21 protein-coding genes are annotated in these 26281 nt (G+C 64.8%); 12 read left to right on the top strand and 9 right to left on the bottom strand.

The features are described from left to right. Positions 1-33 precede the first annotated feature (33 nt). The 5 genes from K289_RS0103975 to K289_RS0103955 all read right to left on the bottom strand — a co-directional run bounded on the left by K289_RS0103975 (position 34) and on the right by K289_RS0103955 (position 7058). Positions 34-3270 (bottom strand): bifunctional cytochrome P450/NADPH--P450 reductase, encoded by a 3237-nt coding sequence (locus K289_RS0103975; protein WP_027550293.1) that lies wholly within the window; start codon positions 3268-3270, stop codon positions 34-36. A gap of 127 nt (positions 3271-3397) precedes the next feature. Then, complete coding sequence (locus K289_RS0103970) at positions 3398-4393, bottom strand: alpha/beta fold hydrolase (protein WP_027550292.1); 996 nt, start codon at positions 4391-4393, stop codon at positions 3398-3400. Positions 4394-4403: 10 nt separating this feature from the next. Further along, positions 4404-5954 (bottom strand): wax ester/triacylglycerol synthase family O-acyltransferase, encoded by a 1551-nt coding sequence (locus K289_RS0103965; RefSeq protein WP_027550291.1) that lies wholly within the window; start codon positions 5952-5954, stop codon positions 4404-4406. A 46-nt stretch (positions 5955-6000) separates the two neighbouring features. Continuing rightward, positions 6001-6801: a triacylglycerol lipase gene (locus tag K289_RS0103960; protein ID WP_027550290.1), complete on the bottom strand. Its 801-nt coding sequence runs from the start codon at positions 6799-6801 to the stop codon at positions 6001-6003. Then, complete coding sequence (locus tag K289_RS0103955) at positions 6801-7058, bottom strand: DUF6489 family protein (protein ID WP_027550289.1); 258 nt, start codon at positions 7056-7058, stop codon at positions 6801-6803. Before K289_RS0103955 ends, K289_RS0103960 begins: the two co-directional genes overlap by 1 nt. Positions 7059-7470: 412 nt before the next feature. Between K289_RS0103955 and K289_RS0103950 the strand changes: the two genes are divergently transcribed. The 12 genes from K289_RS0103950 (at position 7471) to K289_RS0103895 (ending at position 21181) form a co-directional block, all read left to right on the top strand. Then, a complete protein-coding gene (locus K289_RS0103950) occupies positions 7471-9072 on the top strand; it encodes an ABC transporter substrate-binding protein (RefSeq protein WP_027550288.1) in 1602 nt (533 codons plus the stop codon). Positions 9073-9172: 100 nt separating this feature from the next. After that, positions 9173-10153, top strand: coding sequence for an ABC transporter permease (locus tag K289_RS0103945; protein WP_027550287.1), 981 nt, complete (start codon positions 9173-9175; stop codon positions 10151-10153). 1 nt (position 10154) lies between these two features. Continuing rightward, a complete protein-coding gene (locus tag K289_RS0103940) occupies positions 10155-11120 on the top strand; it encodes an ABC transporter permease (RefSeq protein ID WP_027550286.1) in 966 nt (321 codons plus the stop codon). 13 nt (positions 11121-11133) lie between these two features. After that, on the top strand, positions 11134-12120 hold the full coding sequence (locus K289_RS0103935; RefSeq protein WP_027550285.1) for an ABC transporter ATP-binding protein: 987 nt from the start codon (positions 11134-11136) through the stop codon (positions 12118-12120). Then, the gene (locus K289_RS0103930) at positions 12117-13106 is read left to right on the top strand and encodes an ABC transporter ATP-binding protein (protein ID WP_027550284.1); all 990 of its coding nucleotides are present in this window, start codon (positions 12117-12119) and stop codon (positions 13104-13106) included. Before K289_RS0103935 ends, K289_RS0103930 begins: the two co-directional genes overlap by 4 nt. A gap of 84 nt (positions 13107-13190) precedes the next feature. Next, positions 13191-14996 carry a gamma-glutamyltransferase family protein gene (locus K289_RS0103925; RefSeq protein WP_027550283.1) on the top strand — a complete coding sequence of 602 codons (1806 nt, stop codon included), beginning with the start codon at positions 13191-13193 and terminating at the stop codon, positions 14994-14996. Positions 14997-15007: 11 nt separating this feature from the next. After that, positions 15008-15718, top strand: coding sequence for a DUF1028 domain-containing protein (locus K289_RS0103920; protein ID WP_027550282.1), 711 nt, complete (start codon positions 15008-15010; stop codon positions 15716-15718). Further along, on the top strand, positions 15715-16704 hold the full coding sequence (locus tag K289_RS0103915) for an ABC transporter ATP-binding protein (protein WP_027550281.1): 990 nt from the start codon (positions 15715-15717) through the stop codon (positions 16702-16704). Before K289_RS0103920 ends, K289_RS0103915 begins: the two co-directional genes overlap by 4 nt. Further along, positions 16704-17810, top strand: coding sequence for an ABC transporter ATP-binding protein (locus K289_RS0103910; protein WP_051310484.1), 1107 nt, complete (start codon positions 16704-16706; stop codon positions 17808-17810). Before K289_RS0103915 ends, K289_RS0103910 begins: the two co-directional genes overlap by 1 nt. Positions 17811-17832: 22 nt before the next feature. After that, entirely contained in the window at positions 17833-19344 is a 1512-nt protein-coding gene (locus K289_RS0103905) for an ABC transporter substrate-binding protein (protein WP_035683786.1), read from the top strand. Between the two features lie 10 nt (positions 19345-19354). Beyond that, a complete protein-coding gene (locus K289_RS0103900) occupies positions 19355-20296 on the top strand; it encodes an ABC transporter permease (protein WP_027550278.1) in 942 nt (313 codons plus the stop codon). A 3-nt stretch (positions 20297-20299) separates the two neighbouring features. After that, a complete protein-coding gene (locus tag K289_RS0103895; protein ID WP_027550277.1) occupies positions 20300-21181 on the top strand; it encodes an ABC transporter permease in 882 nt (293 codons plus the stop codon). On the opposite strand, the gene K289_RS0103890 is transcribed toward K289_RS0103895, so the two are convergent. Genes K289_RS0103890 through K289_RS0103875 form a run of 4 tightly spaced genes read right to left on the bottom strand, consistent with a single transcriptional unit; the run spans position 21178 to position 26146 of the window. Next, positions 21178-21924: a hypothetical protein gene (locus tag K289_RS0103890; protein ID WP_027550276.1), complete on the bottom strand. Its 747-nt coding sequence runs from the start codon at positions 21922-21924 to the stop codon at positions 21178-21180. The two genes, K289_RS0103895 and K289_RS0103890, sit on opposite strands and share 4 nt — an antisense overlap. Before the next feature lie 9 nt (positions 21925-21933). Continuing rightward, positions 21934-23184 (bottom strand): adenylate/guanylate cyclase domain-containing protein, encoded by a 1251-nt coding sequence (locus tag K289_RS0103885; RefSeq protein WP_027550275.1) that lies wholly within the window; start codon positions 23182-23184, stop codon positions 21934-21936. Next, positions 23181-23570, bottom strand: a complete 390-nt coding sequence (locus tag K289_RS0103880; protein WP_027550274.1) for a response regulator — start codon at positions 23568-23570, stop codon at positions 23181-23183. Before K289_RS0103880 ends, K289_RS0103885 begins: the two co-directional genes overlap by 4 nt. Then, positions 23567-26146 (bottom strand): ATP-binding protein, encoded by a 2580-nt coding sequence (locus K289_RS0103875; protein WP_027550273.1) that lies wholly within the window; start codon positions 26144-26146, stop codon positions 23567-23569. The genes K289_RS0103880 and K289_RS0103875 overlap by 4 nt, the downstream gene beginning before the upstream one ends. Between the last annotated feature and the right edge of the window lie 135 nt (positions 26147-26281).

Here is a 26281-nt window from a genome sequence, read left to right as displayed (position 1 = left end):
TCGCTAACCCACCCTACGATCCACAATCTGCGGCTAGCCGCCCGCCCAGACGTCAAGCACATAGCGGTTCCCTGCACCCAACTTTTCGATCCAGCGCGTGCCGGCGGCAGCATCGCTGCCGCTCTTCTCGCGATGGATCGCGACGAGTGCCGCCTTCACATCGGGCTCCATCTTGCCACCATCGCCGCAGACGTAGATGATCGCACTCTGCTCGATCAGGGCCCAGACCTTGTCCTTTTGCGCTGCGAGCAGATGCTGCACATAGGTCTTCGGACCGTCTGCGCGCGAGAACGCGGTGAAGAGCTCCGTGATGCCGCTGGCCTCCAGCGCCTTCAACTCCTCCCTGTAAAGATAGTCCTGGTCGGGATGGCGGCAGCCGAAGAACAGCATCGCAGGACCAAGGGCGGCACCCTTGGCTTTCCGCGCCGCGCGCTCCTGGAGGAAGCCGCGGAATGGCGCCAGCCCCGTGCCGGGGCCGATCATGATGATCGGGACGGATGAATCATCCGGCAGACGGAAGCCGGCCCTGGTCTCGCGCACGGTCGCATAGACCGTATCGCCCGCACGGCGATCGCTGAGATAGTTCGAGCAGATGCCCTTGTAGATGCCGCGGCCCGAGGCGGCCGGCCCGCCGACCACGCCGACGGTGACGCTGCACCGCGCGGGATCGACCGACGGCGAGGACGAGATCGAGTAATAGCGCGGCGCGAGCAGTGACAGCATTTCGAGATAGACGTGGAACGGCAGCTCGCAGGCCGGATGTTCGATCAGCAGGTCGAACACCGATTTGCGTTGCGCCAGGATCTCGCCTCGGTAGCGCTCGCCGGCTTCCGCATCATCGCCGACGAAGGCGAGCAGCTTCGGCTTGGTCACCGGGCAGCGCGTATGCTCCGACATGATCTGGATCTGCTTGCGCGTTGCCACCTGCTGCAGCTCGACGAAATCGGTCAGGAGTTGGCCGACCGAGACACTCTCGCCGGTCGGCAATTGCGCGCGGCGTCCCTCGGCGACCTGGAGCCTGACCTGGTCAGCGGGCAGGAAGCCGAAGCGGCGCGCCACCGCATCGACCAGCGCCGGGTCGTTGCGCGGCACCACGCTGAGATGGTCGCCAACGCGGTAGCTCGTGCCCCGCGGCAACTGCACTTCGATGTGGCGCGTCGAACGATCCGACGGATTGGGACCGTTCCTGTTCTGAAGCTCGTCGTTGACCAGCACCTTCATCGCGACAGTGCCGCCGAGCGCCGCGACCGCCTTGACGGCGCCAGGCGCAACCGGCTCGACCTTGTAAAGCGGCTCGTCGTCGGCGCTGCGGCTGAAGTTTTGTGTCAGCCCCCACTCATTCATCGCCGCGGGCGCGGCGACCGCGAACCATTTTTCGAACTGGCCGTCGAGATCGCTGCGCGCGTCACCCTCACCACGGGCATAGAGGCTGCGCGCGCCGCGGGCCGCAAGCTGCTCGTCGATGAAGCGCGGCACGGATTGGTAGGTCGCGGCCCAATCGCTGTTGCCGCAGCCGAACACGACATAGCGCACCTTGGACAGCGCATCCTTCGAGGCGTCGCCGTGCAGCCATTTGACGAACTGCGTGGCGTTGTCCGGCGGCGCGCCGTTGTAGGAGGCGCAGAAGATCAAGACGCCGCCCTCCTCCGGCAGCTTGCCGGCATGGTCGTCGAGCGGCGCGAGCCTGGTGGCGAAGCCGTTGACCTCGGCAAGATCGGCGACACGCGTCGCCAACTCTTCGGCCGTGCCGAGATTGGAACCGTAGAGCACGAGCAGCGGCGTGTTGTGACCGGGACGCGTCGTGGCACGCGGCGCGGCCGTACCGGCACTCGTCGTCACAGCCACCGGGCCAGCATAGGCGCCGCGCTCGCGATCGGCGCGCGGGCGGACCTTGAGCTTGAATCCCTCCGGCTTGATCGTCAGCGTCTCCTTCAGATGCATCTGGTAGCGCTGATGGTCGACCAGCCGGAAGCGCTGGAGGATCATGCCCAGCGCGAGCGCGGCCTCGTGCATGGCGAAGCCGCGGCCGATGCAGGCGCGCTGGCCATTGCCGAACGGCTTCCAGGCATTGATCGGCCGCTTGGCCTCCGCCTCACGGCTGAAATTTTCGGGATCGAACGCATCGGGATTGGGACCCCATACGCTGGGATCGCGATGCAGCGCCGTCACCAGGATCGTGATGAAGGTGCCCTTTCTCAGCCTGTACTTGCCGCCGCCGATGGTCTCGTCCTTGAGCGGCGAAATGCCATAGGCCGGCGCCGGCGGCCACAGCCGCAGCGCCTCTTTCAGGATCTCGGTGATGTAGGTGAGCTGCGTCACCTGCTGATAGGTCGGCCGGGCGTTGACGTCGGGGCCGAAGACGCGGTCGACCTCGTCATAGGCCTTCTTCAGGATCTCGGGATGCTTGAGCAGCGCGTAGATCGTGTAGGACAGAAGGCCGCTGGTGGTCTCGTGGCCCGCGATCAGGAAGGTGTTGATCTGGTAGCGGATGTTGACGTCATCGAGCTGCTCGCCGGTCGAGCGGTCAACGCCGGTCATCATCGCCGCGAGCATGTCTTTCTTGTCGTCGACGGCCTCCGCGCTCTTGCGCCGCTCGGCGATGATCTCGTCGACCATCTTGTTCATGAAGGCGACGTCTTCGCCCAGCGTCTTGCGCCGCTTCTGCATCCAGAGCTGCTCGAACGGCAGGCCGCGAGTCATCATGATCGTTTCGAGCGAGCGCACCAGCGACTCGACGAAGGGATGGTAGTCGCGCCGGTAGAAGGAGTTGAAGCGGTAGTCGAAGCCGCACAGCCCGATCGTATCCAGCGTCAGCGCAGTCATGTCGTGCACGACGTCGATCTCGTCGTCGGCGTTGAGCCGTTCCCACTTCTTCACGAGCTGCTCGGCAATGTCGACCATGCTCGGGTGATAGGACTGCATGGCGCGATTGCCGAACGGCTGGAGCAGGATGTTGTGCGCCTTGCTCCAGTTCGGCTCGTTGGTGTCGGCCGTGAACAGGCCGTCGCCGCCGACTGCGCGCACGCGGCGCAGCGCGCCGCGCACCGTCTTGTCGAACCGCTTCTCGTCGGAGAGTTCGTCGACCAGATCATGGCCGGAGACGACGACGATCGGCGAGCCCATCATGTCGAGCCAGAAGATCGGCCCGAGCTCCTTGGCGAGCCGCGTCAGGTGCTGCACGGGCGCAGCCGAGTCCAGCGACAGCATATTGCCGACCACCGGCTTGGTCGGCGGATGCGGAATCGGGTCCAGACGGTTCTTGGATGACATTGACGTGCGTATCCCCCTGCCTCAGTCAGTAACCTCGTCATTGCAAGGAGCTCTTGCGACGACGCAATCCAGACTGTCACCGTGCGGTGAGATTTCTGGATTGCTTCGCTTCGCTCGCAATCACGGGCTAGCCAAACCGCCTTCTACGCCATTCGATCAGCTTGGCGCTGACCTCTTCCGGCTTCTCCTGCTGCGTCCAATGGCCGCTGTCCTTCACCAGATATTTCTCCAGGTCCGGCACCAGCTTCTCCATGCCGTCGGCCGCCGACGGCGGCAGCACCGCGTCGTTCTCGGCCATGATCATCAGCGACGGCACGTTAACGTGATGGTCCAGTCCCTCGGAGCGCTGCCAGTTGCGGGTGTAGTTGCGGTACCAGTTGATGCCTCCGGTAAAGCCGGTCCTGGTGAACGTATCAACGAACACCTTCTTCTCCTCCGCCGACAGGATCGGCGTGCGCGGATCATGCTTGGCATCGTAATTTTCAATCATCTGCGGAAACGCCAGGTTGATCCGGGGCGAAGCCCCGATACCGGCGATCGGCTCTTCGGCTGGCGCGCCCGCGGGCCGCGCAACCGGCTTGCGCATGAAGGCATCAAAGGTCTCTTCGACGCGGCTGCCGAAGATCCTGTCCGGCTCGCGCGCGGGATCCTGGAACTGCACGATGTACATGTGATCGCCGAAGCGCTTGCGGAACAGCGTGATCGGGTCGGCCGGCGCGCGGTCCCAATGCGGCGTATTGACACCGACGACGCCAGCGACGCGCGCGGCATGCCGCAGCGGCATCTGCCAGACGACGAAGCCGCCCCAGTCGTGGCCAACGAAGATCGCCTGGTCGATCCCGAGATGATCGAGCAGCCCGACGAGATCGCCGGTCAGATGTTCCAGGTCGTAATCCTCGACCTGCTCGGGCCGGTCCGTCGTGCCATAGCCGCGCTGGTCGGGCGCGATCACCCGGATCCCGGCTTCGCTCAGCGCCTTGATCTGGTGGCGCCAGGAGAAGGCGAGCTCGGGCCAGCCATGACAGAGCACCATTGGCGGCTTGTCGCTCTTCGGGCCCGCGTCGTAATAGCCCATGCGGATTCCGTTCGTCTGCACGAACTCAAGCTGCGGCATTTCAATCATTGCAAACGTCCTATTCAGCAGCGCCTTTGACGTCGGCTGCCGGCGGCGCGTAGGCGGCTTCCAGCGCGGCGAACTCCTCTGGCAGCATGTCGCACATCACCTGCACATGCGGAATGATGTTGGCGCCGACGATGAAGCCGAAATCGAGCTGGTCGCGATAGCTCTGCACGGTGATGTTGAGCGCCTGCCCGTGCGTCGAAATCGATACCGGGAAGATGTGCAGGAGCTCGGCACCGGCGGCATAGAGCGTCTGCCGTGGACCCGGCACGTTGGAGACGGTGATGTTGGCTGCCGGCGGCAGCACGTCCGAGAGGTTCGAGCGGCTGTAGAGCAAGGCCAGGATCTGCACCATGATCGGCGCGCCCAGCATCGAGATGTTAGAGACCTGCGGCATCAAGGCGCGCAAGGGGTGAGACATCTCCTTGGATTTGGTCGATTGCGCGATGATCGCCTCCAACCGCGCCTTGGGATCATCGATGTTGGTGGCGATCGAGCAGATCATGCCGAACACCTGGTTGTTGGCCTCGGTGTTACCCTCCTCGCGCAGCGAAATCGGCACCGCCGCCGTGAGCGATTTCGTCGGCAGCGTGCCGTACTGCTGGAGGTAGCGGCGGACCACGCCGGAGGCGAGAGCCAGCACCACGTCATTGAGCTTGCCGCCGGCCTGCTTGGCGAGCGCCTTGGCCCGCGACAGGGAAATCGACACGCCGGCGAAGCTGCGCTCCGAGGAGATGGTCTTGTTGAGCATGGTCGGCGGCGACACCATGCTCGCGAGGCTCTCGCGCGACCTCGGATCGGCGATCTTGCCGAGCACGTCGGAGACGCTCTTGAGCACGGTCGGGATGTTGCCGGCGAAGCGCACCGCGCTCTCGATCTGGTACATCGCGTTGTCGAACAGGATCGAGCCGATGTCGCTTTTGCCGGTGCGCGGCAATTGCAGGTTTTTCGCGGCGGCCGAAGCATCGAGCGGCTGGCTGAAGAGTTGCTGATAGGAATCGAGCAGGTTCGCCGCGATGTCGCGCGGCTCCTGTCCGGGCTTCGCGCCGCCGGTCGGCGGCTCGACCTTCCGCGGGATCGGCGAGATATCGTAGATCATGTTCGTCAGCGCCGCGCCGGCACCGCCGTCGATGGCGGCATGGTGCATCTTGGAATAGAGCCCGACCTCGTTGTCCTTCATGCCCTCGAACACGTAGAACTCCCAGAGCGGGCGGGCGCGGTTCAGGAGCTTTGCATGCATCCAGCCGACAATGCGCTCGAGCGTGGCGCGGTCGCGTGGCGCAGGCAGGCTGGCGCGGAAGATGTGGCGATCGATGTCGAACTGATCGTCCTCGACCCAGGTCGGGTGATCGATATCAAGCGGCGCCTTCTCCAGCCGCGCCTTGAGGATTGGCGCGATGTGCAGGCGCGAGACGATCATCGCCTTGAAGTCTTCGAAGAAGTCGCCCTTGTAGTCGTCGGGCAGGCGAAAGATCGCCATGCTGCCGACGTGCATCGGCATTTCCGGCGTTTCAAGATAGAGAAACGACGCATCCAGTGACGACAGCTTCTTCCCGTCAGCCATTAATCCCTCCCGCAAATCCAACGGGCGCCTTGGTTGGCGCTTCTCGTCAGGCCGATACTGCCTGTTCCGGCGGGGCATATGCAATGGCAAACGGCCCCTCCCGGTCAAATGGCCAGAATTCCCCTTCCGGTTGCGCCAGGCGATCCGCAACGGCCCACAGGGCGGCCGGATTCACCCCGAGCCCGATGTGGCTTGCAAGGTACACCTCGATGTTCTCGGCACGCTCGGATGGGCGTAACAGACAGGTCCGCCAGTTCACGACGCCGTCGGCGCGCGAATAGAGCGAGCTCGCCGGCACCGGCAGGTCGCCGGCGATCGCCGCACGCAGCTCGGCAAAATCCTCGACGCGCTCGCCGGACAGCGCTTCGTAGAGCCGCGTGGCATTGGTTGCCCGCACGTCGTTGGCAAAGGGGCTGCCGAGCGTCACCACGTAGCGGACCATGTCGGGCGCCTGCAGCGCCAGATCGCGCGCATAGACACCACCGAGACTCCAGCCGACCAGGCTCACCTTGCGCCCCGTCGTGGCATGGATCTCGGCCAGGCGAGCGCGCAACGCATCCCGCATCCGCTCCAGGCCTCCGAGATTGCGGCCCATCCGCCAGGCATGCGTATCGTAGCCGAGCTCGCTCAAATAGCGCCGCATCGGCGCCATCGAGAGATCGCTGGCCAGAAAGCCCGGCAGCGCCAGCACCGGATGGCCGTCTCCTCTCGGCGCACGCATCAGAAGGGGCGACAAGAGGACGCTGGCATTGAATTCGAACAGGCCGCGTGCTTCGGCAAACAGCAGCCCGAGGCCCGGCGGACGAAGCCGGCCTGACGCCAGGGCTCCGTCCGGTTCGGGCGGCATTATTTCTTCTTATCGCTGCTGCGGGTGCCGCCGAGACCGGCCATCGTCACGAACATGTTCTGAAACTGCTCGGCAAGCTTCGGATCGAAGGAGAACCAGCTCTGGATCAGCGATTCCGGCGAGACCTTCTCGATGTTGCTCAGCACCTGCTGCTGCAATTTGTCCATCACCGCCGTCTGCATCGGCGCAACGTCGGGTAATCCGAAGAACTGACGGGCCTCTAAGGGGGTGCAGTCGATTTCGATGTTAACCTTCATGTCCCCTCCTAAAGAAACGGATTCGGGCGGCTGGCCCAGTATCGCCGCGACTTGGTGTGCGACGCAAGCGACCTGACGCAAGCGGCAGACCGCCGGTTTCGGCAATCGGCGGATATGGTCAATCAAATCGCTCCGCACGAATGCGCTGAGATCGCCGGGCGCATCCCCGACGAGAGTCCGGACGGACGGCCGGGGTGCCGCCATTCTGGGACCTCATGGGCCGAAAGTCGAATGTCTGCCCACAGCCGCCCGCCCTCTTCATTGTTGGTCAGCATTGCTGCACAGCGGCGCAAGTTGGCGCGTTCCTTGCTGGAATGGCGCTTGCACGGGTCAGCAACTCTGGGCAACATGGATCAATAAGCCCGCCGAACAATCAAAAATCACCGGCGTGGCAGTGTGGAGAGGGTCACGGATGTCAGTAGGTCGTAGTCTGTTTGCGGCGACGCTCGCCGGTATGCTCGCGTTGACGCTCTCGCCAGCGTCGGGCCAGACGCTGCGTTACGCCAACCAGGGCGAGCTCAAATCACTCGATCCGTACACGCTGAACGAAAGCACCACCCACGCCCATCTCGGTCACGTCTATGAGGGTCTGGTCGAACGCGACAAGGACCTGAAAATCATTCCGGCGCTGGCCGAAAGCTGGGAAACGCCGGAGCCAACCCGCTGGCGCTTCCATTTGCGCAAGGGCGTCAAGTTCCACAACGGCGATCCCTTCACCGCCGACGACGTGGTGTTCTCCGCCGAGCGCGTGCGCGCACAGGGCTCCAACCTGCTGAACCGCCTCCCCGCAGACGCCAAGGTCGTCAAGGTCGACGACTACACCGTCGATTTCATCCTCAGTTCGCCCAATCCCATCCTCATAGGGCAATGGGACGTCTGGTACATCATGGACAAGAAATGGGCGGAGGCGAACAATGCGGTGGCACCGACGCCGGCCGCGGCCACGACGCCGAGCTATGCCTCACTGCACGCCAACGGCACCGGCCCCTTCATGATCGACAGCCATCAGCCCGGCGTGAAGACCGTGTTCAAGGCCAATCCGAACTATTGGAAGAAGCCGGAACATAATCTCAAGGAGATCGTGTTTACCCCGATCGCATCGGACGCCACGCGCGTGGCCGCGCTGTTGTCCGGCGAGGTCGACGTGATCGAGCCGGTTCCGATCCAGGACATCCAGCGCGTCAATGCCAGCCCCAATGCGACGGTGCTGTCCGGGCCGGAACTGCGCACGATCTTCATCGGCATGGACCAGTCGCGCGACGAGCTTCTGTTCTCGAACATCAAGGGCAAGAACCCGTTCAAGGACATCCGCGTCCGCGAGGCCTTCTACAAGGCGATCGATGTCGAGCTGATCAAGAACCGCGTCATGCGCGGGCTCTCCACTCCGTCCGCGCTGATGATCGCGCCGGAGCTCTATCCGCTGTCGAAGGAGTTCACGCGGCCGAAATTCGATCTCGATGGCGCCAAGAAGCTGCTGACGGAAGCAGGTTACCCCGATGGTTTCGAGGTCACCATGGATTGCCCGAACGACCGCTACGTCAATGACGCCGCGATTTGTCAGGCCGTGGTCGGCATGCTCGCCCGCATCGGGGTCAAGGTGAACCTCTTGGCGCAACCGAAGGCGCAATATTTCGCCAAGGTGCTGAAGCCCGGCGGTTACAAGACGTCCTTCTTCCTGCTGGGCTGGACGCCGGCCACGATGGATTCCCAGAATGTGCTGCACGACATCATGGGCTGCCGCGACGATCCCAAGGATCCCAACCGCGGCGAGGCCAATCTCGGCGGCTATTGCAACAAGCAGCTCGACGAGCTCACCGACAAGGTTCTAGTAGAACCCGACATGACCAAGCGCAATCTGCTGATCAAGCAGGCGTTCGAGATTGGCAACAAGGACTGGGCCTATATTCCGCTGCATCAGCAGGCGCTCGCCTGGGGCGTGTCCAAGAAAGTGAAACTGGTTCAGCGTGCGGACAATCAGGTCCTGCTCTACTGGGCCACCAAGCAGGACGAGTAGGTGCCAGCGAGTTGTGAAGTCCCGGAAGCCTCGGCTTCCGGCACTTTCCGTTTCGGGCGACGCGACGATGCGCGCCCCTGAAGGAATGTGAAAGGAAGAGATGCTCGCTTTCACGCTTCGCCGGGCCATCCAGGCCATCGGCGTCATGATCGCCGTCGGGATCATCTCGTTCTCGATGTTCCGCTTCGCCGGAGATCCCGTGAACCAGATGGTGTCGATGGACACCTCGGGCGCCGAACGCGCCGCGATCCGCCAGTCGCTCGGGCTCGACGATCCCGTGATCGTGCAGTTCGGCCGCTATGTCGCCAATGCCGCGCAGTTCAAATTCGGTGTCTCCTACCAGTTCCGGCTGCCCGTATCGCAGCTCCTGTCGGAGCGGATGCCGGCGACGCTGGAGCTGGCGATCTGCGCCACCATCTTCGCGATGGTCTGCGGCATCCTGATGGGGGTCTATTCGGCGCTCCGCCGCGACAGCTGGCTCGCCCATGCGTTCCAGGCGATCTCGCTGATTGGCATCTCGCTACCGACCTTCCTGATCGGCATTCTCCTGATCTACCTGTTCTCGGTGACGCTGGGCTGGCTGCCCTCTTTCGGGCGCGGCGAGGTCGTGCGTATCGGCTGGTGGACGACTGGCCTTCTGACGCTGTCGGGGCTGAAGGCGCTGATCATGCCCTCGGTCACGCTCGGCCTGTTCCAGTTGACGCTGATCATGCGGCTGGTGCGCGCCGAGATGCTGGAAGTGATGCGCACCGACTACATCCGCTTCGCCCGCGCTCGCGGACTGACCACGCGTGCGATCCATTTCGGTCATGCGCTGCGGAACACCCTGGTTCCCGTCATTACCGTCGCTGGCCTGCAATTTGGCTCGGTCATTGCATTCGCGATCATCACCGAGACCGTGTTCCAGTGGCCGGGAATGGGGTTGTTGTTCGTGCAGGCCGTACAGAATGTCGATATCCCGATCATGGCCGCCTATCTGATGATGGTGTCCCTGATCTTCGTCACCATCAATCTCGTGGTTGATATCCTCTACACCATCGTCGATCCGCGTCTGCGCTCGACGGTCAGCCGGGCGCACTGAGATGAGCGAGGCAGTCGTCCCCCACAAAGTCGAGGATCGCGGCTCGCGCGCCTCCCCAGGCTGGTTCAGGCGCGCGCTCGACAGCGATCTGTTCTACTCGTTCCGCCGCTCCAAGATCACCATGATCGCGGCCGGCGTCACGCTGCTGTTCTTCCTGCTCGCAATCTTCGCCTCAGTGCTTGCCGTGCAAAATCCGTTCGATCCGGCCCAGCTCCAGTTGCTGAATTCGCGCATCTCCCCGCTGTGGACCGCCGACGGGCAGAGCCCATTCCTGCTCGGCACCGATGAGCAGGGCCGAGACGTGTTCTCCGCAATCCTCTACGGCCTGCGGATCTCGTTGTTCGTCGGTGTGCTCGGCGTCCTCTTCTCCGGCGCGCTCGGCATCCTGCTCGGGCTGACGGCGGGCTATTTCGGCGGCGCCGTCGACGGCCTGATCATGCGCATCGCCGACGTACAGCTCTCCTTCCCGGCGATCCTGATCGCGCTGCTGATCAACGGCATCGCCAAATCGGTGCTTGGCAACAGGCTCGACGAGATGAGCATGCTGGGCGTGCTCGTGCTCGCGATCGGCCTGAGCTTCTGGGTCCAATATGCCCGCACGGTGCGCGGCTCGGTCATGGTCGAAAAGAACAAGGACTATGTCGCCGCCGCGCAGCTGATCGGCCTTCCTGCTCCGGTGATCATGCTGCGCCACGTGCTGCCGAACACGATGGGGCCGATCCTCGTCATCGCCACCATCAATCTCGCGCTCGCCATCATCACCGAAGCGACGCTGTCCTTCCTCGGCTCGGGCATGCCCGAGACCATGCCCTCGCTCGGCACGCTGATCCGCATCGGCAACAATTATCTGTTTGCGGGCGAATGGTGGATCGTCGCGTTCCCCGGCCTCGCGCTTGCCGCGCTGATCCTGTCCATCAACCTGCTCGGCGACTGGCTGCGCGACGCACTCAACCCAAAACTCAGATGAATACGCCGCACCCATGACCGAACCCGTCCTTTCCGTCCGCAATCTTCAGGTGGAGTTCGCCTCCCGCCGCGGCACGCTGCGCGCCATCGACGGCGTCTCCTTCGACATCGCCAAGGGCGAGGTGCTGGGCGTGGTCGGCGAATCCGGTGCCGGCAAATCCGTCACCGGGCTTTCGGTGATCGGCCTGATCGATCCGCCCGGCCGCATCGCCGGTGGTGAGATCCGCCTGTCCGGGCTGCGCATCGACAATCTGCCGCCCGAGGAGATGCGCCGCATCCGCGGCAAACGCATCGGCATGATCTTCCAGGACCCCCTCACCTCGCTCAACCCGCTGTACCGGATCGGTGATCAGATCGTGGAGACGATCCGCACCCACCTCGATTTGTCGGAGCAGGCTGCGCGTCGTCGCGCCATCGACCTCTTGGCCGAGGTCGGAATCCCCGCGCCGGAAAAACGCATCGACGGCTATCCGCACGAATTCTCCGGCGGCATGCGCCAGCGCGTGGTGATTGCGCTCGCGATCTGCGCCGAGCCGGAGTTGATCATCGCGGACGAGCCGACCACCGCCCTCGACGTCTCCGTGCAGGCGCAGATCATCTCGCTGATCAAGCGGCTCGGACGCGACCACGGCACCGCCGTGATGCTCGTGACGCACGACATGGGCGTGATCGCGGAAACCTCCGACCGCGTCGCGGTAATGTATGCCGGCCGCGTCGCCGAAATCGGCCCGGTGCAGGACGTCGTGAAGACCCCGTTGCACCCCTACGCCAAGGGCCTGATGGGCGCGATCCCGACGCTCGCGGGCGATGACAAGCGCCTGGTGCAAATTCCCGGCTCGATGCCGCGCCTGTCCGCGATCCCGCGCGGCTGCTCCTTCAATCCGCGCTGCGCCTTCGCCTTCGATCGCTGCCGGGTCGAACGGCCCGACCCGCTGCCACGCGGCGCGCAATCGGTCGCGTGCCATCTCTATGACAGCGTACCGACGGAGAGCGCGGCATGAACGCTCCCTATGTCCAGGTCAGAAATCTGCGCCGTGTCTTCGACGTCTCGAAGCCCTGGCTCAACCGTGTGCTCGAAGGCGGTCATCTCGAATATCTCAAGGCCGTCGATGGCGTCACCTTCGACATCAGGAAAGGCGAGACCTTTGCGCTGGTCGGCGAATCCGGCTCGGGCAAGACCACGGTGGCGCGAATGGTGGTCGGTCTCCTGCCGCCGAGCTCCGGCAACGTGCTGATCGACGGCGTCTCGATGACCGACCCGCGGCAGGCGCCGGCACGCCGCAGACTGCGGCGCCGCATCCAGATGATCTTTCAGGACCCCTACGCGAGCCTGAACCCGCGCTTCCGGGTCGACGCCATCATCGCCGAGCCGATCCGCGCCTTCGACCTGATCCAGGGCGAGCGCGACATCCAGGCCCGCGTCGGTGAGCTGCTCAGCCTCGTGGGCCTGCACCCCGACGACCGGCTGAAATATCCGCACGAATTCTCCGGTGGCCAGCGTCAGCGCATCGCGATCGCGCGGGCGCTCGCCTCCGATGCCGAATTCATCGTCTGCGACGAGCCGACCTCCGCGCTCGACGTCTCCGTGCAGGCGCAGATCCTGAACCTGATGCGGGATCTGCAGGACAAGTTCGGCCTGACCTATATGTTCATCAGCCACAACCTCGCCGTGGTCCGCCACATGGCGAGCCGGGTCGGCGTGATGTATCTCGGCCGTATCGTCGAGATCGCGGAAGGACGCGAATTGTTCGCCCGCCCGCGCATGCCTTACACCAAGATGCTGCTGGGCGCCGTGCCCGACCTCGCGATGAGCGGCCGCCAACGCATTCCGGTCAAGGGCGAGATCCCGAACCCGATCAACCCGCCCTCCGGCTGCGCCTTCAACCCGCGCTGTCCGCTGGCGTTCGATCTCTGCCGCAGGGAAGCCCCGGAACTGATCGACGGCGTCGCCTGCCACGCGGTTAACACCGCGCCGGTGCCAGCGTGACGCGCGCGTGCCATGCGGCCCGTGCATTGGCAGGCCGGCATCGCCTGTGATCAATTGCGCGCCGCAACTGAGGTAACGAATTCCATGGCCAGCAACATCAATCCCGATCCCTTCACGACCAGACCTGAGATCGAAGGCACGTTCGGGGTGGTCGCCACCACCCACTGGATCGCAACGGCCGTCGGTATGGCCATTCTGGAAAAGGGCGGCAACGCCTTCGATGCCGGCGTCGCCACCGCGTTCACGCTTCAGGTGGTCGAGCCGCATCTCAATGGCCCGGGCGGCGACGTGCCGATCATCGTGCATGACGTCAAGCGCGGCCGCACCGAGGTGATCTGCGGCCAGGGTCCCGCGCCGGCGCGCGCCACTATTGCCCACTACAAGAACGAAGGCCTCGACATGGTGCCCGGCACCGGCCTGCTCGCGGCCTGCGTCCCCGGCACGTTCGAGTCCTGGATGATGCTGCTGCGGGACTATGGCACGATGCGGGTGCGCGACGTGCTTGAGCCCGCGATCTCCTACGCGCGTGACGGCTATCCGCTCGTCGAGCGGGCCTGCGCCACGATCCAGACCGTCGAGCAGCTGTTCCGGAAATACTGGCCGACGTCAGCCGCGATCTACCTGCCGAATGGCGAAGTGCCGAAGCCCGCCACGCTCTTCACCAACAAGACGCTGGCGGCGACCTACGCGCGCATCCTGAGCGAAGCCGAGAGCGGCGGCGGTGGCCGCGACGCCGAAATCGAGCGTGCGCGAGAGGCCTGGTCGCAAGGCTTTGTCGCGGAAGCCGTCGACAAGTTCTGCCGTACCCACGAGGTGATGGACGTCAGCGGCTCCCCCCATCGCGGCGTACTTTCGGCCGACGACATGGCTCGCTGGCAGCCAACCATCGAGACCCCGCTTACCTACGACTATGGCCGCTACACCGTCTGCAAGGCGGGCGTCTGGAGCCAGGGCCCTGTGACGCTGCAACAGCTTGCGCTGCTGAAGGGCTTTGCGCTCGACGGGCTCGATCCGACCGGGCCGGAATTCATCCATCTCCAGATCGAATGCGCCAAGCTCGCCTTTGCCGATCGTGAAAAGTTCTACGGCGATCCCAAGTTCAACGAGATCCCGATCGGAACTCTCCTGTCGGACGCCTATAACGACGAGCGCCGCAAGCTCGTCACCGATAGAGCCTCGCTCGACTTCCGGCCCGGCTCTGTCGAGGGCTTTGGCGGCGAGGTCAAGCTGCGCCGCGCCGAGGGTCAGCGTGAGGCAATCGGCGCGCTCGGCGCCGGCGAGCCGACGGTGGGACGCTTCGGCGAGGTGCGCGGCGACACCGTGCATTTCGACATCATCGACAAAGCTGGCAACATGGTCTCCTCGACACCGTCGGGCGGCTGGTTGCAATCCTCACCCGTGATTCCCGAGCTCGGCTTCTGCCTCGGAAGCCGTGCGCAGATGTTCTGGCTGGAGGAAGGCCACCCGGCTTCGCTAGCGCCGGGCAAGCGGCCGCGCACCACGCTCTCGCCGACCATGGCGCTGCGCGACGGTGAGCCGTATCTGGCCTGGGGTTCGCCCGGCGGCGACCAGCAGGATCAGTGGATCACCCAGTTCTTCCTGCGGCACGTCCACTGCAATCTCAATCTGCAGGAGGCGATCGACGCGCCGGCCTGGCATTCCGAGCACTTCCCGATCTCGTTCTGGCCGCGCACCGCGCGCCCCGGCGTGCTCGTCGTGGAGAACCGCGTGCCCAAGGCAACGATCGAGAATTTGCGCGAACGCGGGCATATCGTCGAGGTCGGCCCCGACTGGTCCGAAGGTCGCCTCACCGCGGCCTCGCGCGTCGGTCGGCGCCGCCGCGCCGCCGCCAACCCGCGCGGCATGCAGGGTTACGCGGCGGGACGCTGACGGATAGCGACATGACATGGTCGATCATTGCGCGAGATCCTGCCACCGGCCAGTTCGGCATCGCCGTTGCGACGCGCTTTTTCGCCGTCGGCGCACGCGTGCCTTTCATCGCCGCGGGCCTCGGCGCCATCGCGACACAGGCTTTCGTCAATCCCTATTACGGCATCGATGGCGTCAAGCTCTTGCGCGAAGGCCTGAACGCGCACGACGTCCTCGCCGCCCTGCTCGCGACCGATGACGGCCGCGAGAGCCGCCAGGTCCATATCATGGATGCGAGCGGCGCGATCGCGGCGCATACGGGGCGTGACTGCACCGCCTGGTTCGGGCACATCGCGGGCGGCGGCTTTTCGGTCGCCGGCAATATGCTCGCCGGCGCAGATGTGCTCGATGAGACCGCGAAGACCTACATCGCCAATGACAGCCTGCCCTTCCCGCGCCGCCTGCTCATGTCGATGCGCGCGGGCGAGGCCGCCGGCGGCGACAAGCGCGGCAAGCAATCCGCCGCGCTCCTGATCCACGGCGAAGAGGAATGGCCGGCACTCGATCTGCGCGCCGACGATCATCCCGACCCGATCGGCGAGCTCGAACGGCTCGAGCAAGTCAGCCATGAGGTCTGGGTGCACTTCCGCGACTCCCTGCCGACGCGGCAAAACCCGTCCGGCAACACTGATCGCGACGTGATTGACACCAGAATCGCTGCAGCACGCACGAAAGCCCAATGAGCGCCGCCCCGCTGATCGAGATCGAGGGGCTGCGCATCCGTTTCCACGGCGACGATGGCCGCATCACGCATGCGGTCGACAGCGTCGATCTCAGTGTCGCCAACGGCGCCACGCTTGGCCTTGTCGGCGAGTCCGGCTGCGGCAAGAGCGTGACGTCGCTCGCCATCATGGGACTGCTGCCGAAGCAGAGCGCGGAGGTCACCGGCGCGATCCGCTTTGACGGCCTCGATCTGTTGCAGGCACCGGACCAGATCTTGCGCGACCTGCGCGGCAACCGGCTCGCGATGATCTTCCAGGAGCCGATGACCTCGCTCAATCCAAGCTTCACCATCGGCGACCAGATCATCGAGACGATCCTGCGTCACCGCGGCGGCTCCCGCAGAAGCGCGCGCGAGCGGGCCATCGCGCTGCTGCGCCGGGTCCACATCCCCTCGCCCGAGCGGCGGATCGACGAGTATCCGCACAAGCTGTCCGGCGGGATGCGCCAGCGCGTGATGATCGCGATGGCGCTCGCCTGCGATCCGCGGCTGCTAATCGCCGACGAACCTACCACGGCTCTCGACGTTACCCTGCAGGCCCAGATCCTGGAGCTAATGCGTGAATTGAAGGCCGCAAGCGGCGCGGCCATCATCCTGATCACGCACGATCTCGGGGTCGTTGCCGAGGTGTGCGACGAGGTGGCGGTGATGTATGCCGGCGAGATCGTCGAGCGCGCACCGGTTGACGAATTGTTTGCTTCCCCGCAGCATCCCTATACCGTCGGCCTGCTCGGCTCGATCCCGCGGCTCGACCATCGCGCCGAGCAGCTCGCGACGATCGAAGGCATGGTGCCGAACATGGCGCAACCGCCCGCGGGCTGCCGCTTCGCCGCGCGCTGCCCCTTCATGCGCGAGGCATGCACCGCGGCGCAGCCGCCACTCGTCGAGGTCACTCCCGGCCACCTCTCGCGCTGCATCCGCGCACCGCTCGAACTCCTGGTGTCGTGATGGCGCTGCTCGAGGTTGAAAACCTGGTCAAGCATTTCGTCGCCGAGCGTTCGCTGCTCGGCCGTCCCAAAGCCTTCGTTAGGGCGGTCGATGGCGTCAGCTTCACGCTCGAGGCGGGCAAGACGCTCGCCCTCGTCGGCGAATCCGGCTGCGGCAAGTCGACGGTCAGCCGACTCGTGCTGCGGCTGATCGAGCCGGATGCCGGTTCGGTCCGCTTCGACGGCCAGGACCTGCTCTCGCTCGACGCGGGCGCCTTGCGCGCATTCCGCCGCCAGGCGCAGATCATCTTTCAGGACCCTTACGCCTCCCTCAACCCGCGCATGACGGTCGACCAGATCCTGAGCGAGCCGCTGGCCTTGCATGACCTTGTGCCGTCGCCGCGGCGGCGCGCACGTGTCGATGAGCTGCTGCGGCTGGTCGGGCTCGAGCCGCGGCTGGCGCGTCGGTATCCGCACGAATTCTCCGGCGGCCAGCGCCAGCGCATCGCGATCGCCCGCGCGCTCGCGGTCGAGCCGAAGCTGATCATCTGCGACGAGCCGGTCTCGGCGCTGGACGTCTCGATCCGCTCGCAGATCCTCAACCTTCTGCGCGAGCTCCAGGACCGGCTGGGACTTGCCTATATCTTCGTCTCGCACGACCTCGCGGTGGTCAAGCACATCGCCGATCGCGTGGCCGTGATGAATCTCGGCAGCATCGTCGAGGAGGCCGAGGCGGATGCGCTGTTCGCCGCGCCACGCCACCCCTATAGCCGCGCACTGCTGTCCGCGATCCCCCTGCCGCAACCCCATGCCAAGCGAACCACGGTCCTGCTGGAGGGCGAGATTCCAAGCGCGCTCAATCCGCCGTCAGGCTGCCGCTTTCACACCCGCTGCCCGTTCGTGGTTGCACGCTGCCGCACCGAGCCGCCGGAACTGGTGGCTGACGGCACCGGCCACGCCACCGCCTGTCACCGCGTCGCCGAGCTTCCGTCCGCCGACGCGATCCTGCCGGCGATGGGCGGCTTTTCGCCGTCACTGGCGAAATTGGTCGCGGCCTTCAGCCAAAAGGCGGAAGGCGCTGCCCCCTCCGGGGTTGGTATACAGGGTGCAAGGCCGACAGCGACGTAGCCGCAGCAATGGGGACTGTCCGATGAAGAAATTTCGCCTCGCCACAATAGCCGCAGCTTTCGCATTGTCGTTTGCGGCAGCCGCCCAGGCCCAGACCACGCTGCGTGTTGGCCTCGCCGAGGACCCTGACGTCCTCGATCCGACCATGGCACGTACCTATGTCGGACGCATCGTGTTCGCCGCGTTCTGTGACAAGCTGTTCGACATCGACGAGAAGCTCAACATCGTGCCTCAGCTCGCGCTGTCGAGCGAGACGGCCGACGACGGCAAGGCTCTCGTCATCAAGCTCAGGCCCGGCGTGAAATTCCACGACGGCGAACCCTTCGATGCGGAAGCCGCAAAGTTCTCGCTTGAACGGCACCTGACGTTCCCAGGCTCCTTCCGCAAGCCCGAGCTCGCCTCGGTCGATCACATCGAGGTCGTCGATCCCCTCACCGTGAGGCTGGTGCTGAAGGCGCCGTTCTCGCCCCTGCTCGCGCAGCTCACCGACCGTGCCGGCATGATGGTCTCGCCTAAGGCCGCGAAGGCGGCTGGCGACAAATTCGGCCTGCATCCGGTCTGCGCCGGTCCCTACAAATTCGTCGAGCGCGTACAACAGGACCGCATCGTGTTCGAGAAGTTCGCGGACTATTGGAACAAGGACAACGTCTTCATCGACCGCATCGTGTTCCAGCCGATCGTCGACGCCACCGTGCGGCTGGCGAACCTGAAATCGGGCGGGCTCGACCTGATCGAGCGCGTGCTCGCCACCGACCTCAAGGAGGTGCGCGCGGACTCGCGCCTGAAGGTCGCGACCGCCATCGAGCTCGGCTATCAGGGCGTCACCCTCAACATCGGCAAGGACAAGGCCAAGGGTCCCCTCAGCCAGTCCGCAAAGGTCCGGCAGGCGCTCGATCTTTCGATCGACCGCGACGCAATCAACCAGGTCGTGTTCAACGGCGAATTCCAGCCCGGCAATCAATGGGTCAATCCCGACCATCCCTACTATCAGACGTCTCTTCCGATCCGCGCCCGCAATGTCGAGAAGGCCAAGGCGCTGCTGAAGGAAGCCGGCGTGACGCCGCCGGTCAGCGTCGATTTCCTGGTGCCGAAGGGCGCAGAGACGGAGACCCCCGCGCAGGTGATCCAGTCGATGGCGGCAGAGGCCGGATTCGACATGAAGATCCGTCTCACCGAATTCGCGACCGGGCTCAAGCAGGCCGAGGCCGGCGACTATCAGGCCTATATGCTCGCTTGGAGCGGACGCGTCGATCCCGACGGGAACACCTACGTCTTCCTGCACAGCGGCGCGCCGCAGAACTACGGCGGGTGGGACAACGCGCAGGCTGACAAGGCCCTCGATGACGCGAGGCTGGTCACCGACCTCTACAAGCGCAAGGCCAGTTACGAAGTGCTGGCGAAACTTGTCCATGACGAGGAACCGATCCTCTACCTCTACCACCGCCGCATCATCATCGCGCACACGACCAAGCTCGAAGGCTATCGGCAGATGCCCGATGGCCTCGTGCGCGTGATCGGGCTCAAGCTGAAGTGACGCCGAGAGGATGCTGAACTTTCTCGCCCGCCGTCTTGCCCAGATCGTGCCGACGCTGTTCTTCGTCTCGGTGCTGATCTTCTCGCTGCAGCAATTGCTGCCGGGCGACCCCGCGCTGGTGATGGCGGGCGAAGAGCGCGATCCGGCGATCATCGAGCAAATCCGCCATCAATACCGGCTCGACCAGCCTATACCGGTGCAATACGCCTATTGGGTCGGGGGCGTGCTGAGGGGCGATTTCGGCGAGTCGCTGCGCAACAAGATGCCGGTGCGCGAGCTGATCACGCAGAAGCTTCCCGTCACGCTCCAGCTCGGCTCGATGGCGATCCTGATCGCGTTCCTGATCGGCATTCCCGCCGGCATCATCGCCGCCGTGAAGAAAGGCACCGCCTGGGACTACGGAGCCAATTTGTTCGCGCTGTGGGGCATCTCGACCCCGAATTTCTGGCTCGGCATCATGCTGATCTTCCTGTTCTCGATCGAGCTCGGCTGGTTGCCGGCCTCGGGCTACGTGTCGCTCACCGAGAACTGGCGCGCGAGCCTTGCCGCCACCATCATGCCCGCCTTCGTGCTCGGCAATGCGATTGCCGCCATCCTGATGCGGCACACCCGCAGCGCCATGCTGCAGGTGCTGGAAAGCGACTACGTCCGCACGGCGCGGGCGAAGGGACTCCTGGAGCGCTCGGTGATTCTCAAGCATGCCATGCGCAACGCGCTGACGCCGGTGATCACGCTGGGAGCGCTCGAGCTCGGCACGCTGTTGTCCGGCGCCGTGCTGACCGAGCAAATCTTTTCCATCCCCGGCTTCGGCAAGCTGATCGTGGATGCCGTCTTCAACCGCGACTACGCCGTGGTGCAGGGCGTTGTCCTGGTGACGGCGACGATCTACATCACGCTCAACCTGATTGCCGACATCGCCTATATCCTCGTCAATCCGCGGCTGAGGGGCTAGGCCATGACCGACGCCGCTCTTGCGATCAACGCCGACGCCAGCGAGCTGGACAGCCCCGCGCGCAGGGCGCGCCGGCGCCTGTTCAAGCGCAAGGCCGCGGTCGCGGGGCTCATGGTGCTCTGCTTTTTCATCATCCTGGCGCTGTTTGCACCCCTTATCGTGCCCTACGATCCCATCGCCACGAGTTGGAGCCTGGTCCGAAAACCGCCCACTGCGCTGCACTGGTTCGGCACCGACGAGCTCGGCCGCGACATTCTGAGCCGGGTCGTCTACGGCGCTCGTGCCTCACTGCTTGCGGGCCTGATCTCCGTCGCGATCGCGCTTGGGATTGGCGTGCCGCTTGGCCTGCTCGCCGGCTATCGCGGCGGCTTCATTGATGCGCTGATCAGCCGGATCACCGACGCCATGCTGGCCTGCCCGTTCCTGATCCTCGCGATCGCGCTCGCGGCATTCCTGGGACCAAGCCTCGGCAACGCCATGATCGCAATCGGCATCTCGGCAACGCCGGTGTTCATCCGCCTGACCCGGGGCCAGGTGCTGAGCGTCAAGGCTGAGGACTATGTCGAAGCGGCGCGCGCGCTCGGCAATCCGCCGTGGCGGATCGCCTTCGCGCATATCCTGCCGAATATCCTGCCGGCGCTGCTGGTGCAGGCGACGCTCTCGATCGCCGCCGCCATCATCGCCGAAGCTGCCCTGTCGTTCCTCGGTCTCGGCCAGCAGCCGCCGGCGCCGTCCTGGGGCAGCATGCTCAATGCCGCGCAGCGCTTCCTGACTCAGGCGCCCTGGATGGCGATCTGGCCGGGACTCGCGATCTTCCTGGTGGTGCTATCGCTGAACCTGCTCGGCGACGGTTTGCGCGACGCACTTGATCCGCGCCAGCGCTAGATCACCGTCTCGCGCATCACGCGCCTGCAATCCATCTCATATTCGAGATCGACCACCGGCGGCCGCGCGAAGTGCCAGGTGAGGCCCGAACGCAGCGCGCCGCGCCGGACCAGCTCGTCCACAAGCGCGTGATGGAAGTCGTGCACGGAATAGGCCTGCACGCCCGTGGTGTCCTTCCAGCCGAAGCCGAAGGCGGTCATCCGGTTCTCCATCTGGCAGGTCGTCGTGAAGCGCACCTTCTCCCGCAGGCCTTCCGGGCTGAGATCGCGGTAGCGCACGGTGCGCTCGACATAGCTGCCGCCGCCCTCGCGCGCTTCCGCGCCACCAGCGATCACAAAGGTCGGAGACTTTGCCGCCGTCGGCCGCGTGAAGGAGAACGCATAGAACGACGGCTCGGACGGCGGATCGATCTCGGGACAGACATTGCTGCGCGCGACCGGATTGGTCGTCCCGTCAAAGATGGCCCATTCGGACAACGTCTTCACATAATGCAGGTTGAACGCACGAAAGCCGTCCTCGCTGAACGCGGCGGGCGAGCGCAGCTCGCAGGCGCAGAAGGCAGTCAGCGGACGCCCTGCCTCCTGGATGAATTTTGCAGCGCGCGCAAATCCTTCAGCCAGTGGCACCAGCCGGTCGAAACGAACGCGCTCGATCTCGTAGCCATCATCCGCCGCTGCGCCAGCCGAATACTGGAACACGGACGGGATGAACCGATAATTGCCGGCGGAGAATTCGCGCGTCATCTCGAGCTCCTATTCCAGTTGCATGCGGACGCCCTTGGCGCCGTTGAGCAGGCGTTTGAGATGAAGGCCGGCCAGGGGATCGTCGGCATGCACGCCGATCAGGGCGGCGAAGGCGGGCATGGCCGCGGCATCGCCTGCCTCGAGTTTTGCAAAGGCCTCGGAGTATTGCGCCGTTGCCGGCGCTTCGAATTTTGCCTGCGGCAGCGGCTCGAACGCGCGCAGGGGCTCGCTGCGCCCGCGCAGCATCAGGTCTCCCACCGGGCGCCCTTGAAAATTCTCGGCGCTCCCGGCAACGCTGGCGCTCACGCAAATCCGCGTGCCCAGATATTTGTTGGCGGCTTCCAGCCGCGCCGCGATGTTGATCGTATCGCCATAGGCGGTGTAGTCGAAAAAGCGGTTGCCGCCGAAATTGCCGACCAGTGCGGGCCCGGCATGGACACCGATGCGGGTGATTCCGAAATTCACGCCCTTCGTCCTCTGGCGTGCGCAAAAGTCCTGCGCCCAGGCATCGAGGTCGTGGGCACAGGCGACTGCGCGCGTCGCATAGTCCGGCTGATCACCGGGCGCGTTGAACAGCACCTGGATCGCGTCGCCGATGATCTTGGCGACCGTTCCCTCATGCCCGAACACGACCTCGGCCATCCCTCCGACATATTCGTTGAGGAGCGCGCCGAGCGTCTCGGGCGGCGCGCTCTCGATCAGCGACGTGAAGCCGGTAATGTCGGTGAAGATGGTGGCGACGTCGCGCCACTGCACTTCCATCCCGTCGCCCTCGCCGCTTGCCGCCAGGCGCTTGGCAAGCTCCGGCGAGAAATGGCGCGACAGGGCGGCATGGGCCCGCTCCGCCTCCATCTGGCGCCGGCGCGCCTCGCGCAGCATCTCGATATGGCGGAGGGTCTTCTCGATCGTCGTCTCCAGGTCGACGAAGTCGATCGGCTTGGTGAGGAAGTCGAATGCGCCGCGGTTCATGGCAGTGCGGATATTGCTCATGTCGCCATAGGCCGAGACGATGATGGTCGACTTCTTGTCCTCGGCCTCCTGCAGCTTCTGCAGCAGCGACAGCCCGTCCATCCGCGGCATGTTGATGTCGGAGACGACCATGTCGACGTGCGGATGCTGCGCGATCGACTCGAGCGCCTCGACGCCGTCGCGCGCGAACATGAAGTTGACGTGCCCCTCGCGAAGCTGCCTGCGGAATTTCTGCAGGACCAGCGTTTCGAGATCGGGCTCGTCGTCGACGAAGAGGATGGTCGCCGTCATGCCGCCTGCTCGAGCCTGGTGTCGATCTCCTGGCGCAGCTGTGCGAAGTCGATCGGCTTGGTGAGGAGCGCGACGGCGCCCCGCTCGATCGCCTTCCGGTGCGTCTCGGCGTCGCCATAGGCCGTGATCATGATGACGGGAACGTGCGGATGTTCGGCCCGAACCTTCTGCAGCATGTCGAGCCCACTCATCCCGGGCATGTTGATGTCGGACAGGATCAGGATCAGCGCGGGATCACGGACCTCGGCCGCGCGTCTGAGCGCATCGGGCGCGGACGGAGCAAACTCCATCTGAAAGCGGCCGGCGCGAAGGTCGCGCCGGAAATGCTGCCGGAACAGCGCCTCGACATCGGGCTCGTCATCCACGACCAGGATGTAAACGTTCACGTCTTGCCTCCGGTAGTGCCTCCCGCCGCCAACGTGCGCGGCAGCGTGATGATGAATTCGGTAAATGCGCCGGGCTCGGTATTCACGTCAATCGTTCCGCCGTGCTGTTTCACGACGATGTCATGACTCATGGACAGGCCAAGCCCGGTGCCCTCGCCGGCCGGCTTGGTGGTGAAGAAGGGATTGAACATCTTCTCCTTCACCTCGGGCGGAATGCCCGTGCCGTTGTCACGGATCCGGATCTCGACCTTGCCGCCGAGATTCCGTGTCGTCGCGCTCAAGGTCGGCTCGAAGCCGTCCCCGGCGCTCTCTTTGCGTTTGGCCGAGGCATAGAAGCCGTTCGAGATCAGATTGAGGAGGACCCGCGTGATCTCCTGCGGATAGATGTTGACAGCACCGGCCGCGGGATCCAGGTCGCGCTTGAGCGTGACATTGAAGCTCGGCCTTTCGGCGCGCGCGCCATGATAGGCCAGATTCAGGCTTTCTTCGACGACCGCGTTGATGTCGACGTGGCGATGCTCGCCGGAGCCTTCGCGCGAATGCAGCAACATGTTCCGGACGATGGAATCGGCGCGCTTACCGTGCTGCACGACCTTTTCGAGATTGCTCTTGAGCATGCCGGTCAACTCGTCGACATCCTCCCTCGTCTTGTCGTCGAGCGCGGCCGATCGCAAGGTCTCGTTGAGCTCCCCAATCAGCTCCGTCGACACCGAGGAGAAGTTGTTGACGAAGTTGAGCGGGTTCTTGATCTCGTGGGCGATGCCCGCGGTGAGCTGGCCGAGCGAAGCGAGCTTCTCGGTCTGAATCAGGCGGTCCTGCGCGGTGCGCAAATCGTCAAGGGACCGCGACAACTCTCTAGTGCGTTCCTGGACTTCTTCAAACAGTCGGGCATTCTCGATCGCGATAAGCGCCTGATCGGCAAACGTAGCCGCCAGTTCGATCTGCTTCTCGCTAAAGGGCCGCACCATGTGCCGCGTCAAAACGAACACGCCGATCGGCGCACCCTCGCGGAGCAGAGGCACACCAAGCATCGTACGTACGTCAGAACGCCTTCGAGCAGAAGAAGGCGCGAATTCCGGGTCGGCCTGCACGTCCGGGACATGAACCGTCTTGCGATCGAGCAGCGTGCGTCCGACCACACTTCCTCGCTCGGGTACGGAAGCGAACGTCCGAAGATGACTTTCCTGCTCAGCTCCGAGGCCGCAGCTTGCTGCCAAATAGAAAACGCCGTCCTTGGGCCGAAAGATCGTGCCTTCGTCCGCGTCACACAGACGGGCCGCCGACTCGACAAGCGTGTTCAACACCATTTGCAGATCGAACGCCGAACGGCTGATCACCTTCAGCACATCGGCAGTCGCCGTCTGCTGCTGTAACGACTCGCTCAATTCCGCCGTGCGCTGCTCGACCTTCCTTTCCAAGGTCGCATAGGATTCCTGCAAGCGGGCGCCCATGTCGTTGAACTGGTCGGCGAGCCCTTCGAGCTCGTCGCCGGTCCTGATCGAGATGCGCTGGGAGAAATCGCCGCCGCCGATGCGCTCAGCCCCGCTGCGCAGCGCCTGGATCGGGCCGACCATGCGGCGCGCGAGAAAAATCCCGGCGAGCACGGCGAAGATCGATGCCACGAGCAATACGATCGCGAGCCGCTCCAACGAGGCATGGAGGGCGGCATAGGCTTCCTCCACCGGCAACTCGACGAACATGGTCCAGCCGAGCGGCGCGATCGGCGCGGACGCCGTCAGAACCTTCTGTCCCTGGATGTTGGTCGCTTCCTGAAGCGAATCCGGCATGACGCCGTCGCCGGCTTGCGCCGCACGCACCTGCGCCAGCCCCGACATGTCGGTGTTGCGCAGCACGAGGCTGATGTCGGGATGCGCAATCAGGCGTCCCTCCGGGCCGACCACATAGGCATGTCCGTGCTCGCCGACCCTGATCTGGGAGACCACGTCCCAGATCAGCTTGAGGTTCACCTCCGCGATGCTGACACCGGCATCCTTGCGCGCGCCGGCCAGCGCCAGCGTCATGTACGGCTCGGACTCCCGGCGGAAATAGACCGGCCCGTAATAGACCTTGTGCGCGACGGCCTCGGTAAATTTCGGATCGCTCGACAGGTCCACCCCGCTGTCGATGGCGTCCATGGCGAGCCGCGAGACGCGCAGGCGCTCCTTGCCGGTCGCATCGACCTGGGCGAGCTCGGTAATGGCCGGCACCTGCCGCAAGAGCCGCAGCGCATCGAACCGGCGCTGCTCAATGGAGCCGGCCGACCACGGCAGTTGGGTGGTCCAGCCGAGCTGGTTCTCGATCTCCTTGACGAACTGGCTGATCTTGGCCGCCGCGGCTTCGGCCTGCTCGTGCTGAACCCGGATCAGCGACGCCTTGTGCTCACGATAATAGAAAAAGACCTCGAACAGTCCATTGGCGAGCAGCGCGATGGCCACGACCGCCACGAACAGCGCGACGTATTTAGTGAACAGCCGGACTCTGATCCGTGACCCTTCCGCCCCATCGGACGCGCTGCCACGGGCCGCGCTAGGCAGCGTCCGGGCTTGCGGGGTGTCGGGATGGAGGGAGATGGTCATCCCGCCAAGCCTAGCAAGAAGGCTGGACCTTGTCTCTCGCAGGGGCGGGAAAAGAGGTCGTCCAATACCGGGGCGCCGCTGCGCGGAATGATCGGCGATGGCGGCCACAGAAAAAGGGCGGCAACGGTGTCAGCC

It is taken from the genome of Bradyrhizobium sp. Cp5.3, assembly GCF_000426265.1.
In the GTDB taxonomy this organism is placed as follows: Bacteria; Pseudomonadota; Alphaproteobacteria; order Rhizobiales; family Xanthobacteraceae; genus Bradyrhizobium; species Bradyrhizobium neotropicale.
This window is presented reverse-complemented; position numbering and strand designations above follow the sequence as displayed.

What these genes read in the sequence shown, in the direction of transcription:
- K289_RS0103890 (WP_027550276.1), bottom strand. Translation starts at nt 21,924, where the DNA reads ATGACGCGCGAATTCTCCGCCGGCAATTATCGGTTCATCCCGTCCGTG.
- K289_RS0103940 (WP_027550286.1), top strand. Translation starts at nt 10,155, where the DNA reads ATGAGCGAGGCAGTCGTCCCCCACAAAGTCGAGGATCGCGGCTCGCGC.
- K289_RS0103920 (WP_027550282.1), top strand. Translation starts at nt 15,008, where the DNA reads ATGACATGGTCGATCATTGCGCGAGATCCTGCCACCGGCCAGTTCGGC.
- K289_RS0103875 (WP_027550273.1), bottom strand. Translation starts at nt 26,146, where the DNA reads ATGACCATCTCCCTCCATCCCGACACCCCGCAAGCCCGGACGCTGCCT.
- K289_RS0103960 (WP_027550290.1), bottom strand. Translation starts at nt 6,801, where the DNA reads ATGCCGCCCGAACCGGACGGAGCCCTGGCGTCAGGCCGGCTTCGTCCG.
- K289_RS0103885 (WP_027550275.1), bottom strand. Translation starts at nt 23,184, where the DNA reads ATGACGGCGACCATCCTCTTCGTCGACGACGAGCCCGATCTCGAAACG.
- K289_RS0103970 (WP_027550292.1), bottom strand. Translation starts at nt 4,393, where the DNA reads ATGATTGAAATGCCGCAGCTTGAGTTCGTGCAGACGAACGGAATCCGC.
- K289_RS0103955 (WP_027550289.1), bottom strand. Translation starts at nt 7,058, where the DNA reads ATGAAGGTTAACATCGAAATCGACTGCACCCCCTTAGAGGCCCGTCAG.
- K289_RS0103950 (WP_027550288.1), top strand. Translation starts at nt 7,471, where the DNA reads ATGTCAGTAGGTCGTAGTCTGTTTGCGGCGACGCTCGCCGGTATGCTC.
- K289_RS0103905 (WP_035683786.1), top strand. Translation starts at nt 17,833, where the DNA reads ATGAAGAAATTTCGCCTCGCCACAATAGCCGCAGCTTTCGCATTGTCG.
- K289_RS0103975 (WP_027550293.1), bottom strand. Translation starts at nt 3,270, where the DNA reads ATGTCATCCAAGAACCGTCTGGACCCGATTCCGCATCCGCCGACCAAG.
- K289_RS0103915 (WP_027550281.1), top strand. Translation starts at nt 15,715, where the DNA reads ATGAGCGCCGCCCCGCTGATCGAGATCGAGGGGCTGCGCATCCGTTTC.
- K289_RS0103895 (WP_027550277.1), top strand. Translation starts at nt 20,300, where the DNA reads ATGACCGACGCCGCTCTTGCGATCAACGCCGACGCCAGCGAGCTGGAC.
- K289_RS0103945 (WP_027550287.1), top strand. Translation starts at nt 9,173, where the DNA reads ATGCTCGCTTTCACGCTTCGCCGGGCCATCCAGGCCATCGGCGTCATG.
- K289_RS0103925 (WP_027550283.1), top strand. Translation starts at nt 13,191, where the DNA reads ATGGCCAGCAACATCAATCCCGATCCCTTCACGACCAGACCTGAGATC.
- K289_RS0103935 (WP_027550285.1), top strand. Translation starts at nt 11,134, where the DNA reads ATGACCGAACCCGTCCTTTCCGTCCGCAATCTTCAGGTGGAGTTCGCC.
- K289_RS0103900 (WP_027550278.1), top strand. Translation starts at nt 19,355, where the DNA reads ATGCTGAACTTTCTCGCCCGCCGTCTTGCCCAGATCGTGCCGACGCTG.
- K289_RS0103910 (WP_051310484.1), top strand. Translation starts at nt 16,704, where the DNA reads ATGGCGCTGCTCGAGGTTGAAAACCTGGTCAAGCATTTCGTCGCCGAG.
- K289_RS0103930 (WP_027550284.1), top strand. Translation starts at nt 12,117, where the DNA reads ATGAACGCTCCCTATGTCCAGGTCAGAAATCTGCGCCGTGTCTTCGAC.
- K289_RS0103965 (WP_027550291.1), bottom strand. Translation starts at nt 5,954, where the DNA reads ATGGCTGACGGGAAGAAGCTGTCGTCACTGGATGCGTCGTTTCTCTAT.